The organism is Bacillus sp. PPSBB_11 (assembly GCF_038023285.1).
Taxonomy (GTDB): Bacteria; Bacillota; Bacilli; order Bacillales; family Bacillaceae; genus Bacillus; species Bacillus altitudinis.
On sequence record NZ_CP150633.1, the window covers coordinates 2,773,016 to 2,785,995 of the forward strand.

Annotated in this window: 11 protein-coding genes; 7 read left to right on the forward strand and 4 right to left on the reverse strand. The window is 39.9% G+C overall.

Annotated elements, in window-relative coordinates; genetic code table 11:
* The first annotated feature begins 4 nt into the window (after positions 1-4).
* The gene (locus tag V7L95_RS13540) at positions 5-877 is read left to right on the forward strand and encodes an NAD(P)-dependent oxidoreductase (protein WP_340966840.1); all 873 of its coding nucleotides are present in this window, start codon (positions 5-7) and stop codon (positions 875-877) included.
* A 114-nt stretch (positions 878-991) separates the two neighbouring features.
* Here the strand turns inward: V7L95_RS13540 and V7L95_RS13545 are convergent, their stop codons facing one another.
* Positions 992-1,789, reverse strand: coding sequence for a CAP domain-containing protein (locus V7L95_RS13545; RefSeq protein ID WP_217815719.1), 798 nt, complete (start codon positions 1,787-1,789; stop codon positions 992-994).
* Positions 1,790-2,125: 336 nt separating this feature from the next.
* Here V7L95_RS13545 and V7L95_RS13550 point away from each other — a divergent pair, with 336 nt between their 5' ends.
* Complete coding sequence (locus V7L95_RS13550; RefSeq protein WP_057079616.1) at positions 2,126-4,252, forward strand: penicillin-binding protein 2; 2,127 nt, start codon at positions 2,126-2,128, stop codon at positions 4,250-4,252.
* A gap of 156 nt (positions 4,253-4,408) precedes the next feature.
* On the forward strand, positions 4,409-6,235 hold the full coding sequence (locus V7L95_RS13555; protein WP_057079615.1) for a PAS domain-containing sensor histidine kinase: 1,827 nt from the start codon (positions 4,409-4,411) through the stop codon (positions 6,233-6,235).
* 25 nt (positions 6,236-6,260) lie between these two features.
* Here V7L95_RS13555 and V7L95_RS13560 read toward each other — a convergent pair whose 3' ends face one another.
* Entirely contained in the window at positions 6,261-7,433 is a 1,173-nt protein-coding gene (locus tag V7L95_RS13560) for an aminotransferase A (RefSeq protein ID WP_060832287.1), read from the reverse strand.
* A 294-nt stretch (positions 7,434-7,727) separates the two neighbouring features.
* Between V7L95_RS13560 and V7L95_RS13565 the strand changes: the two genes are divergently transcribed.
* Complete coding sequence (locus V7L95_RS13565) at positions 7,728-8,612, forward strand: cation diffusion facilitator family transporter (RefSeq protein WP_340966845.1); 885 nt, start codon at positions 7,728-7,730, stop codon at positions 8,610-8,612.
* Positions 8,613-8,676: 64 nt separating this feature from the next.
* Here the strand turns inward: V7L95_RS13565 and V7L95_RS13570 are convergent, their stop codons facing one another.
* The gene (locus V7L95_RS13570; protein ID WP_017367142.1) at positions 8,677-8,829 is read right to left on the reverse strand and encodes a hypothetical protein; all 153 of its coding nucleotides are present in this window, start codon (positions 8,827-8,829) and stop codon (positions 8,677-8,679) included.
* A 300-nt stretch (positions 8,830-9,129) separates the two neighbouring features.
* On the opposite strand from V7L95_RS13570, the gene V7L95_RS13575 reads away from it, so the two are divergent.
* The 3 genes from V7L95_RS13575 (at position 9,130) to V7L95_RS13585 (ending at position 12,086) form a co-directional block, all read left to right on the forward strand.
* Positions 9,130-9,669, forward strand: coding sequence for an RDD family protein (locus V7L95_RS13575; protein ID WP_035700564.1), 540 nt, complete (start codon positions 9,130-9,132; stop codon positions 9,667-9,669).
* A gap of 124 nt (positions 9,670-9,793) precedes the next feature.
* Positions 9,794-11,104 (forward strand): MFS transporter, encoded by a 1,311-nt coding sequence (locus tag V7L95_RS13580; RefSeq protein ID WP_340966852.1) that lies wholly within the window; start codon positions 9,794-9,796, stop codon positions 11,102-11,104.
* A gap of 73 nt (positions 11,105-11,177) precedes the next feature.
* The gene (locus V7L95_RS13585) at positions 11,178-12,086 is read left to right on the forward strand and encodes a chemotaxis protein (protein ID WP_008348035.1); all 909 of its coding nucleotides are present in this window, start codon (positions 11,178-11,180) and stop codon (positions 12,084-12,086) included.
* 237 nt (positions 12,087-12,323) lie between these two features.
* Here V7L95_RS13585 and V7L95_RS13590 read toward each other — a convergent pair whose 3' ends face one another.
* Complete coding sequence (locus V7L95_RS13590) at positions 12,324-12,785, reverse strand: YkyB family protein (RefSeq protein WP_008356877.1); 462 nt, start codon at positions 12,783-12,785, stop codon at positions 12,324-12,326.
* Positions 12,786-12,980: the final 195 nt, after the last annotated feature.

The following is a 12,980-nucleotide window of genomic DNA, read 5'->3' on the forward strand; positions in this document are numbered from 1 at the left end:
CTTGATGGCACAAATCAAAACAGTTGGTTTTATTGGAATCGGTGTAATGGGACGTAGTATGGCAGGGCATTTAATGAATGCTGGCTACGAAGTTCTCGTTTATACAAGAACAAAAGCAAAGGCAGACACATTGGTTCAAAAAGGTGCTCTTTGGAAATCGACCGTAAAGGAGATCGCAAAGGAGGCAGATGCCGTCATCACAATGGTCGGGTATCCATCAGATGTAGAAGAAGTCTATTTAGGAGAAGATGGACTCGTGGCACATGCTGCGCCTGGTACACACCTCATTGATATGACCACATCGAAACCTCAGCTGGCAAAAGAAATTGAAGCGAAAGCGAAGGGAAAAGGACTATTTGCATTAGATGCGCCGGTCTCTGGCGGAGACGTTGGAGCCCAAAATGGCACGCTGGCCATTATGATTGGCGGAGAAAAAGCAGCCTATGAAGCGTGCCTGCCGTTATTTCAGCAAATGGGAGAAAATATACAATATCAAGGACCTGCAGGAAGTGGTCAGCATACAAAAATGTGTAACCAAATCGCTATCGCAGCAGGGATGGTAGGTGTGGCAGAGGCAATGGCTTATGCGGAAAAATCAGGACTTGATCCAGAGCAGGTACTTAAAAGCATCACAACAGGAGCAGCTGGCAGCTGGTCTTTGTCAAACCTTGCACCAAGAATGCTGAAAGGTGATTTCGAGCCAGGATTTTATGTGAAGCATTTTATTAAGGATATGGGCATTGCACTTGAAGAAGCAGAGCTGATGGGAGAAGAGATGCCAGGCCTTTCACTAGCGAAGTCATTATATGAAAAGCTCAGTGAACAGGGCGAAGAAAACAGCGGAACACAAAGCATCTATAAATTATGGGTGAAATAAAAAAACTGCCCCGCCTAGGTGGAACAGTTTGTAGCGTGTAAACAAGCCCTCACATTGCTGAAAAAAGAAGACAAACTAAAAACCTGTCCCAAATAGAGACAGGTTTTTTTGATCTTATTTTCCGATGAATTGCTGCGTCCAGTAGTTACCAGATTTCACATAACCTACACCGATATGTGTATAGTTTTTGTTTAAAATGTTCGCTCTGTGACCTTCACTGTTCATCCAAGCTGTTACTACTTCTTGAGGTGATCTTTGACCTTGCGCAATGTTTTCACCTGCTGTTTTGTACGTGATACCAAATTGCTTCATTTGATCAAATGGAGATCCGTAAGTTGGGCTTGTATGAGAGAAATAGTTTTTATCTTTCATATCTTGTGATTTAGCGCGAGCAGATTTGCTTAATTTAGAATCAACAGAAAGAGCTTTTAAGCCTTGTTTTGCACGCTCTTTATTTGTCAGCTCAACCACTTCTTGTTCAAATACATTTAAGCTGCTGTCTGCTTTTGTTGCAGTTGTGTCTTTTTGATCAGATTTTGAGCTGTTGTTCGTTGTGTTTTCTTTTGCTGGTGTGCTTGGTTTAGAAGTAGCTGGTTTTTTCACTGATTCTTGTTTTTGCTCATTTTTTGCTTTGTTTACTTCTTTCACCACTTTTGTACCAGTAACAGGTTGACCACTTTTGATCAGCTTGTTTAATAGAGCTTCGATCTCTTTTTGATTTGAAGTGCTTAGCTTGTTTACATCTGAAGAGATATGTAATTTTGCAGCTAATGTATGAAGATCAATGGCTTGATGCTGTACGTTTATGACTTGTTTCAGGTTAAGCTCTTTCGCATCAGCTGAATGCCCTCCAGTGAACGTGATCAATGCAGCAGCTGTCAGCGCTGAAAAAATGAATGATTTCTTTTTCATTTTGTAACTCCTCCTAAAATCTTTGTTTTGTTTTCTCACAGAAAATCATAACATGGACTTTTTGTTATAAACGTACCAGCATCCTCCATTGACAACGCCCATTTGTCATTTTTGTTAAAGTCATAGAAAGAATCTCCTCATATCAATGAATGGAGAATCTTTCTATTTAAAGAAAACGACATAAACATACCAATATTTTAAAGTGTTAGTATATTTTTTTGCAGAATAGGGATTGACAGCTTTTTTTCACTTGTTTCGCTGTAACAACTATTACAAAAGTGTTACAATAATGAGTGGTAATTGTAAAAGATTGAAAGGATGAGAGGAGCTACATAAGTGGGAGAGAAACAGCATCAAGGTGCTGCCGAGCAGAAAAAAATGAAGCGCCGGAACGCCTGGAGAATTAATCTCTTTTTCTTCGCTGTATTTAGTTTATTTGCTGGACTTGTGATCAAGCTCGGCGTGCTGCAAATCGTCAATGGTGAGGATTATAAAAAGCAAGCCAACCGAACTGAGGTCAAAACAGCATCATACCCGTCTCCAAGAGGAAAAATGTATGACGCGAGAGGAAGAGTCGTTGTTGATAACGAAAGTGTACCTGCCATTGTTTATACATCAGAAAGCGGTGTGAAAGCGGAGGATAAGATTAAAGTAGCAAGAAAACTTGCGACTTATATAAAAATGGATACAGATTTTTTGAGAGAGCGTGACATTCGAGATTTTTGGCTGGCAAGCCACCCGGAAGAAGCGGATAAGCTCATTTCAAAAACAGAGCAAAAGAATCTTAAATCAAAAGATGTCTATCCACTTCAAGTAGAGCGTGTGCCTAAGAAAGAAGTCAAGGCGATCGAAAAAGATGCAGAGGAAAAAGCAGTTGCAGCGATCTATCGCAGGTTTACAGGCGGATATGCCTTTGAACCTCAAATCGTGAAAGCGATGGACCCGAACGAAGAGAAAAAAGGGGACGAAAAAGTTGCGCTGCTTGATGAAACAAAAGAATCAAAACAGACATCATCCGTAAGTTTGACATACGAAGAGATCTCACTTGTATCAGAGCATCTTGATGAACTGCCTGGTGTAAATGTCATCAATGACTGGACAAGGAAATATCCATATGAAAAAACCCTCTATAATGTCCTTGGCGGTGTCACCACCCCAGAGCAAGGCATTATAAAAGAGCGTGAAGATTACTATATGGCAAGAGGTTACTCGCGAAATGACCGAGTAGGAAAAAGTTATTTAGAATATCAATATGAGGATTTTCTCAATCCAGAAAAAGCAACTGTTCAATATACACAGGTCGGCGGCAAACTGCTTGATGAAATCAAGCGGACAGAAGGACGAAGAGGACTTGACCTTGCACTCACATTTGATATGGAGCTGCAAAAGGAAGTCGACAAAATCGTTGAATCAGAGCTAAGATCCGCTAGTGCAAGAAACTATATGATGGACCGTGCCTTTGTTGTGATGATGGACCCTAACACAGGTGATGTTCTCGCGATGTCAGGGAAGAAAATGGACGGCAGGGACGTCACAGATTATGCGATCGGAACATTTACGACACAGTATGAAATGGGCTCTGTTGTCAAAGGAGCTACTGTCCTCTCTGGTTATCAAGATGGCATGTCACACAATCAATCCTATTTGGATACACCGCTGTATTTTGCGGGAAGTGGAGGAAAGCCTAAACAGTCTTACAAAGTTCTTGGATGGGTTAACGACCTTCAGGCACTCCAAAAAAGTTCCAACGTTTACATGTTCCAAGTGGCGATGAGAATGGCAGGGATCACCTATCAAAAAGATGGCCCGTTACGGGCAAGACCTGAACACTTACAAAAAATGAGAAACTACTATGCGCAATTCGGTCTTGGCGTGAAAACAGGCATCGACTTGCCGCAGGAATCAAGCGGAATGCAGACGCATCCTCAGACAGTCGGCGGACTCTTGCTTGATGAAGCGATTGGCCAGTATGACACGTATACACCACTTCAAGTCGCACAATACATGTCGACCATCGCAAATGGAGGTAACCGTATTCAGCCAAGAGTGGTGAAAAGTGTTCACTTCCCAACGAATAAGGAAGAAGTAGGTCCAGTTGTGAAGAAATATGAGCCGAAGGTGCTAAACACCATTAACAACTCGAAAGCAGATATCGACCGCGTCAAAATGGGACTAAAAATGGTCACATCAACAGGCGGGACTGCCGCTGGCCGGTTCGGTCAGCATGATGTCGCAGGGAAAACGGGTACAGCCCAAACCTTCTACTATGGTGCCAACCGGAGCTGGTGGGGGAATGCCACGTACAACTTAACCTTTGGAGGATATTATCCTTCTTCCAATCCGAAAGTGGCATTTAGTGTCGTCACACCGTATGTATCAGATAAAGATCCTGTCATTAAAACCATTCCAAGTAAAATTGTTGATAAGTACGTTGAATTACAAAAGAAATATGAAAAGCAATAAACAGCAGGGAGCACAGCAAGAGAAAGTGCTCCCTTTTTGCTGAAAATATGGACGTTTCACACGAGATTGGGAGGAAAATACGGTTTTTCTAGCGAATCCTTTTTATACATCAAACTAAGGACAGCCCTAAAAAAATTAAAGGAGGGTCGGACGACGATGGAACAAAAAATGAAAGATTCGAATCAGCTGTACTCGAATATTGATTTACATGCCGTTCTTTCTTCTAATGGCCGCTTTCTCTACATTTCTTCCAATTGTAAGCAGCTTTTGCTCTATGAACAAAAGGATTTACTAGGGTGTTTTTTGAAAGACTTTGTTCATACCGAAGATCAATTTCTCGTCGAAAGTTATTTCTATAATCAGCATATGCTAGAGATTTGCCACTTTAGACTGCTTAGAAGTGATCTTACAGCTGTATGGGTAGAAGCAAGCATTGATTTTGTTGCTTGTGATGGGTTAGACAACGATTTAAGTAGAGAAATGATCCTGAAAATGAGGGTAATGAATACAGAGCCTCAAAAAGCAGCATTTCAACCAACAGAAGTGTCAGAACTGTCGTTAGGCAGTCTACCGGCTTTCCAAGATGTCAGTGAAGCTGAAAATCTGATTGCCATGTTGCCAAATCCGTTATGTATTACGGCACTTGGGAAAATTGTGTATGCCAACGATGCGATGCTGCAATTAATGGGTGTATGTACAAAAGATGAAATGATCGGCAAGTCTGCGTTTGATTTTATTGCCGAGGAGTACCATGACATTGTGAGAAGCCGAATCAACAGACTGCAGCAAGGCCTTCCAGTCGGAATGATTGAACAAATATGGAAAAGGAAAGACGGGAGCATGATTCATATTGAAGTGAAGTCATCTCCGGCAATTTATCAAAATCAACGGGCAGAACTTTTACTATTAGTGGACATCTCTTCCCGTAAAAAATTTCAAACCGTTCTTCAAAAAAGTAGAGAGCGGTATCAGCTGCTTATCCAAAATTCCATTGATACCATCGCCGTCATCCACGATCATAAATGGGTATTTATGAATGAATCAGGTATTAAATTATTTGAAGCCGAACATTACGATAAATTAATCGGAAAAGATATCTTTCATCAAATCCATTCATGTGATCAGCAAAAAGTCAAAAAGAGCATATCACGTATTATCGAAAGAGCATCAGATTCTGAGATTGTGACGATGAGCTGCCATACGTTTAAACACCGGTTGATTTATACAGAAATGGTTTGTATCCCTACCACATTTTTTGGTGAAACAGCCGTTCAAATTATTTTAAGAGATATATCTGAACGAAAACAAACAGAAGAACTCATGCTGCGCTCTGAAAAATTATCAATCGCAGGTCAATTGGCAGCAGGCATTGCACATGAAATAAGGAATCCACTGACGGCGATTAAGGGCTTTTTACAGCTCATTAAACCAAAAACAAAAGACCGTGATCAATATTTTGAAATTGTCTTCTCTGAGCTGAGCCGGATTGAAATCATCTTAAGTGAGCTACTAATGCTTGCAAAGCCGCAGCAAACGGCATCCATGCAGACGCTTGATTTGAAAAAAATCATTAGCGAAGTCACCGCTCTGCTAGAAACACAGGCCAACTTAAATGGAATTTTGATGAACACAAGTGATATTGAGGAGGATCTCCTGATGAATGGGGATCAAAACCAGCTGAAGCAGGTGTTTATCAATTTAATCAAAAATGCCGTCGAATCCATGCCGGACGGAGGGAAGGTAGACATTACCGCCAAAGCCGAAAAAGAAGGGATACTTGTCACGATTAGAGATGAAGGAATTGGTATTCCTGAATCGGTCATGAAGCGGATCGGCGAACCTTTTTTAACGACAAAAGAAAAGGGAACAGGGCTTGGGCTCATGGTGACATTTAATATTTTAGAAAATCACAACGGAACCATCCGGGTAGATAGCCATCCAGAGAAAGGGACTGTGTTTCACATCATGTTTCCCGCAAAATAAAAACAACGGCAAGAGAGCCGTTGTTTCATCCGTCTATTGATTGTATGGAACGCTTTTCAAGTACAAATTGTTCGAGACGGTCAAGTCCTTCTTTTAACGTTTCAAGTGAATATGCATAGGAAAGGCGCACATATCCTTCTCCAAGTGAAGAGAAAGCAGAACCAGGTACGACCGCAAGTTTTGTACTTTCTAACAACTCCATGCAAAAATCAAATGAACTCATCCCAAACGATTCAATGGAAGGGAAAATATAAAAAGCGCCGGAAGGCTTAATGACCGGAAGCCCCATAGAAATGAGTCGATCATATACATAGTCGAGTCTTTTCTTATATTGCTCTCTCATGATTAGTGCATCATCCACACCGTTTGTCACTGCTTCAAGTGCCGCCTTTTGTGAGATAGCCGAGGCACAAGACACGTTATATTGATGTACTTTTAATACATGTTTAGCAATAGGAGTGGAAGCAAATAAAAAGCCGATTCTCCATCCGGTCATGCTATGAGATTTTGACAGTCCATTGATGACAATCGTCTGTTCCTTTAAGAAAGAAGCAATGGAATGATGTGGACGATCAAATGTCAGCTCACTATAAATTTCATCAGATAGTATAAAAATATCCTTTCCTTCAAGAAGCTGTGCAATTTCTTTCAATTCTTCTTCTAATAGCGTGACCCCAGTTGGATTTGAAGGGTATGGAAGGACAACACACTTTGTCTTTTCCGTTAATGCATCTTCAATCAGCTTGGCATTTAATTTAAAACCGGCATTTGTTGTGTCGATATGCACGGGCACCGCACCGCACATCCGAATGATCGGTTCATAGCCAGGGTACACAGGGCCGGGCAGGATGACCTCATCGCCTTCAGTCAAAATGGTTCGAAACGCAGCATCAATTGCTTGACTCGCACCTGTTGTTACAATGATTTCTGTCTCTGCATCATAATCAAGATGGACTTTCTTTTTGATGTATTGCTGGATTGCTTGTCTTAGCTCTAAAAATCCAGCATTATGAGTATACGAGGTGAAATTCTCGTCAATGGCTGTTTTGGCAGCTGTTTTGACATGATGCGGCGTATAAAAATCGGGCTGACCTATGGTCAATGAAACGACATCCTCATATGAAGATACGAGATTTGAAAATGTTCGAATGCCTGAAATTTCAATATCCTTTACTCTTGGATTCAGCAAATGCTCCATTTCTCATCACCTTAAAAATTTATGTTTTTATCCTATTTTACCATTCACTGCATAAATGTCACCTGCGGAAAGGCTTCGGATATCGTTATATGTAGTCTATTCTCCTATCCATCACAGCATGAGTGATAGATGAAGAAAGAGCAACATTTATTATAGCGTAACCTGCTCGGAAAATACAGCTCTGCTTAAGATGATTAGAATAAGGCAAAACGGTATAAACTGAAAGAACGAGAGAATCAAGTCATGGGAATTGCTTTCACAGGCATACGATCTCCAGAAGGAGGACGATAATAGATGGATCAATCAGCAAAGACATCGAAAATAGCCTTTTTATCCGTCATGAGTAATACGTTTGTTGTGGTCCTTAAAATCATTGTAGGGGTGTTAACTGGATCTGTTGCGGTTTTATCAGAAGCCATTCACTCTTTTCTCGATTTAATGGCCTCTTTTATTGCATTTATCTCTGTTCGTATTTCAAGAAAGCCGGCAGATTCAAAACATCCTTATGGACATGGGAAAGTTGAGAATATTTCTGGAACGATTGAAACTTTGTTGATTTTTGTTGCTGGGATTTGGATCATTTATGAATGTGTTCATAAATTAATGCATCCAGAGCCTGTTAAACTGCCGGTACTTGGTATTGTGGTCATGCTGATGGGGGCACTCATCAATTTTGTTGTGTCGAGAGTTGTGAACAAAGAGGCAGAGCGAGTACATTCTGTTGCCATGAAATCGAATGCACTGCATCTTTTAACAGATGTGTTTACGTCACTAGGAGTCGCCATTAGTTTATTGCTTGTTGCATTAACGGACTGGTATTTCCTCGATCCGATTATTGGAATGGTGCTAGCGCTCTATATTATGCGTGAAGCGTTTAAACTCATGAAGGAAGCCTTCCCGCCGCTTGTCGACGCCCGGTTAACCCCGGAAGAAGAACAAGCGATAGAGGACATCATTCAAACATTCAGTCAAGAATTCATTGAATATCATGACTTTCGAACAAGACGATCCGGTGCTGAAGAATATATTGATTTTCATTTGATTGTTCATGGAAAAACAACCATTGAAGATGTTCACCAATTATGTGATCGAATTGAAGAGAACATTCAGCAGGCGTTTCCGCATGCACAAATCTTTATTCATGTAGAACCTGAAAGTGAAAGAAGCACACAAACGTAAAAAGGCGATACCACCTCTTTGAAGGTTGTATCGCCTTTTTTTACGCTTCATCTATGAAATGAAATCAATATCCATAAGCAGTATCGTAATCTTCATACCAAGAGATATAAGCAGCATCTTCATTAGATAAACCATGTTTCATATCTAAAAAATCAGCTTCGCAAATATCTTCAATCACAGTCATTTCGTTGTTCTTTAATAGTACGACAGTTCCCATCATGAACACCTTTCTTTAAAAAATCCTTGACTATTGTACCATGTGAAACGTGATTGTCAACAGAAGAATCGAAATGAGAGGAAAATATCACAAAATGTTAAAAAATCAGGCGTTGGAAGAACTAGATGTGCCATAATTTTCGTGAATTTTCAGTATTTATTCACATAAATCATCATTTAAAAATGATCTAAAATTCATGTAAAAATGTAAAGCTCCATTGATCTTGCGATATTCATAAGATATAATAACGAATGATTATAAGAAATTTATAGAAAACATACATAATAAAGGAGAAATAGGATGGAAACAAACATGTCAGAAGCACCTATTCAAGAAGAAAAACATCCTGAACTAGCTGGTGTAGGTTATCGTTTTCTTGCTCATCTTTTAGACGGTGTCATTATTAGTGTACCATTTTCAATCATTGTATTTATTCTCGCAACACTCTTTTTTGTCTCAAGCCCTGAGGCGGCATTTTTAATGTATGATGATAGCTATTACTATTCTTCAACGGTGATCACGGATGAAGAATGGGCAGTCATTATGGGCCTTCTCTTTTTCTATGGCGTAACGACCTTAATCGGTATCGCGGTGACTTGGCTGTATTATGCGATCATGGAATCATCAAAGCTGCAAGGAACTCTTGGCAAGATGGCTCTTGGAATCAAAGTGACAAAAGTAACGGGTGAAAAAATAACATTCGGGCGCGCGACAGGCCGCTTTTTTGCAAAAGGCTTTTTGTCTCCAATCTTATTCATTGGCTACATCATTGCGTTTTTCACAGAAAAAAAACAAGCACTTCACGATTTGATTGCAAGTACCATTGTCGTAAAGAAATAATGAAAAGAAGCACCTCTGCTATATAGTAAGGGGTGCTTTTTGTATAGATTGCTTGTATGGAAGAGGGGAACGTCACATAAAGTAGAATGATAGTGAAAATAAAGCAGAGAAGGGAGTCAATCTATTGAAAAGAGGGAAAATGACCGTTCAGAAAAAAGGGGCAAGCTTCGGGCTCTTTTTCACCGCACCTGTTTTGGCCTGGGCATTGTATGATTTTGCAAATACGATATTTTCATCGAATATGATCACCATTTTCTTCCCATTTTACTTGCAGGAGACGATAGGCGACAGTGCGAGGATGGATCAAATCGCTAGTACATTTATTTCTTATGCGAACGCACTTGCAAGCTTTTTCCTCGTCATTTTTACGCCTTTATATGGTGTGCTGATTGATCGTACAGGGAAAAAGAAGCGGTATATCACGGTGTTTACCCTGATTTGTATTGCCTGTACCTTTATGATGGGGATCTTTGCTGGGATTGATTTCTCAAGCGAATGGTTTGGTCTTCCTGTCTCCTTATTGGTGGTGGTTACCTTGTTCGTCATCGCCAAATTTTTCTATCACTCTAGTCTTGTTTTTTACGACACCATTTTGCCTGATCTTGGGACAAAGGATGAAATCCCCCTCATTTCTGGATTCGGTATTGCTGTCGGCTATTTAGGTACACTTGTCGGCCTTTCTGTTTATTTACTTGTAGGAAATGACCAGTTTCATGAAGCGTTTATTCCGACAGCCCTTTTATTCTTTCTCTTTTTTCTTCCCTTTCTCTTTATTATAAAAGACCCTCATCCTCTGCCGCAGCAAGAGAAAAAGTCGTCTTTTTTCAGCGGGTATAAAGAGATTATTCGTACATTTAAAGAGATGAAGCAGTACAAACCGGCCTTTATTTTTATGATCGCTTTCTTTTTTATGAATGATGCGTTGCAGACAGCGATTGCGATGATGGCTGTTTATGCAAAAATTATCATTGGTTTTACGGCAGGTCAATTTATTTTGCTGTATCTTGTGTCCACGATTTCAAGTATCATTGGCTCGTTTCTATTCGGATATGTCACAAAGGCCATCGGGGCAAAGCGCTCGATTACAGTCGTGTATGTCATTTTAATTGTGGCGCTCATTCTAGCTGTGACAGCGACAACTGAATGGGTCTTCTGGGTAGCAGGCAGTTTATTTGGAATTTCACTTGGCGCAAGCTGGGGATCATCACGAATCCTCATTATTGAGCTGACGCCTAAAGAAAAACGAGGACAATTTTTTGGTCTCTTTGCGTTTTCAGGAAAGGTGTCTTCAATTGTTGGTCCCATCATTTATGGCTCCGTCACACTTCTATTTGCAGCACATGGGAATCTCGCAAGCCGTCTTGCATTAGGGTCTTTGCTCATCCTTGCAGCCATAGGACTTGTGATTCATCAATTCGTGCGAGAGAAAGCGTAAAGAATCGTCAACTTTTTACCCATGCTGCCGATATAAAAAGTACAATCTTATATTGAAGAATAGAGGGATTTCCGTGGCTTTAAACAAACAAGAAATTTTACTTGACTCTGGTACTAATGAATTGGAAATTGTGAAGTTTGAAATTGGTTCAAATCAATTCGGCATTAACGTCATGAAAGTAAGAGAAATTATTCAGCCAGTTGAGGTGACAGTTGTACCACACTCTCACCAAGATGTAGAAGGGATGATTAGTTTACGAGGCGAGATTTTACCAGTCATCAATCTATTTTCCTTTTTTAATGTCGAGTCAGATCAGTCAGAACAAGAGAAATACATTGTGACTGAATTCAACCAACGGAAATTTGTGTTCCATACAGGAACGGTATCACAAATTCACCGCGTCAGCTGGGAAGAGATTGAAAAACCAACTGCACTCAATCAAGGAATGGACCGTCATTTAACAGGGATCATCAAGCTTGACGAGAAAATGATTTTCCTTCCAGATTACGAAAAAATCATCTATGATATTGAATCCGCATCTGGCGTAGACACATATCATATGTTTGACGGTGAGAAAGACGAGCGAAGAACAGGGAAGAAGCTGTATGTTGTTGAAGATTCTCCGCTTCTTATGCGCTTATTAACAAATGAATTAACCGAGGCAGGCTATAAAAACATTGTGACCTTTGAAGATGGGAAACAAGCATATGACCATGTCATGGATCTTGTCAGTAAAGGCATTAGTGTGACAGAAGAAATTGATATGATTATTACGGATATAGAAATGCCAAAAATGGATGGACATCGATTAACAAAGCTGCTGAAGGACAATCCTTTAACACAGTCCATTCCAATTCTCATTTTCTCTTCATTAATTACGGACGATCTGCGTCATAAAGGGGAAACCATCGGTGCAGATGATCAAATTAGTAAACCAGAAATTCATCAGTTGATTGAAAAAGTAGATCATTTTATTATCTAAAGAAAAAACCACTCGCTTTGAGTGGTTTTTCAGCGTGTAGACAAACCCTCGCATTCTTTGTCAGTCCTGCGTGCTGGTGCTCACGAATGTCAAATTCGCTCCGCGCCAGTACTCGTCCTTCCTAGAGCTGCAAAGGTTTTCTATCACGCTGAAAAGAAGACAAAGAGCTAAAATAAACAACATTTTAGCCCTTTGTCCATAATCTGAAAAACCACTCGCTTTGAGTGGTTTTTCTGTTTAAAAATAACTTTCCCCGAGCCGTTTGAAGACGGGTTTTGTATAATGTGATTTTTGTTTTGTGGCGGCAGGTTTTTCTTTTAAACCGACATACGTTTGAAGTATTTGTTTCGCTCGATTTAATGACATATTCGCTTTTGGATTGCGATATGATTGATTTAAATTTCCTAAGTGTGGCAAAAATTCGAAGTCTTCTTTAGTTGGTGGCAGATGAAAATAATAATCTCCAATTTCAATCAGCACGTCGGACTGTTGTTGACTATATTTGGGATTGTTAGAGAAATGTAGGCCCACTTTTCTTCCTTTACCTTCTTGCAATAGTTTTTGCAGCGCACGTTTTTTCAAAAGATAAAGAAACTTGGGATTTGGTGCGGTTTTAGCATGGCGGTTAACAGTATAAATGGCTTTTGCGATGTTTTCTGCTGTAGGTTCTATGTCTTTAGTATGAGCATAATCGTCCATTTTTTCTCTCCTTTGTCTTTCGTCTTCCTGTGCTTAGTATAAATTATACGTTTTTATTAGTAAATTGCAAATAGACTTATTGTAAAAACCATTAGATTTTCATCACTCTTATTTACAACATCACATATTCCGTTCATTTAACAGATGATTTTCATCGTAGCACATTCGTTCTTGAAGAGTATGTGACGATTCATC

Excerpts from the sequence above, each read along its gene's own strand:
- V7L95_RS13545 (WP_217815719.1), bottom strand. The coding sequence starts at position 1,789 with ATGAAAAAGAAATCATTCATTTTTTCAGCGCTGACAGCTGCTGCATTG.
- V7L95_RS13565 (WP_340966845.1), top strand. The coding sequence starts at position 7,728 with ATGGATCAATCAGCAAAGACATCGAAAATAGCCTTTTTATCCGTCATG.
- V7L95_RS13540 (WP_340966840.1), top strand. The coding sequence starts at position 5 with ATGGCACAAATCAAAACAGTTGGTTTTATTGGAATCGGTGTAATGGGA.
- V7L95_RS13555 (WP_057079615.1), top strand. The coding sequence starts at position 4,409 with ATGGAACAAAAAATGAAAGATTCGAATCAGCTGTACTCGAATATTGAT.
- V7L95_RS13560 (WP_060832287.1), bottom strand. The coding sequence starts at position 7,433 with ATGGAGCATTTGCTGAATCCAAGAGTAAAGGATATTGAAATTTCAGGC.
- V7L95_RS13575 (WP_035700564.1), top strand. The coding sequence starts at position 9,130 with ATGGAAACAAACATGTCAGAAGCACCTATTCAAGAAGAAAAACATCCT.
- V7L95_RS13590 (WP_008356877.1), bottom strand. The coding sequence starts at position 12,785 with ATGGACGATTATGCTCATACTAAAGACATAGAACCTACAGCAGAAAAC.
- V7L95_RS13570 (WP_017367142.1), bottom strand. The coding sequence starts at position 8,829 with ATGGGAACTGTCGTACTATTAAAGAACAACGAAATGACTGTGATTGAA.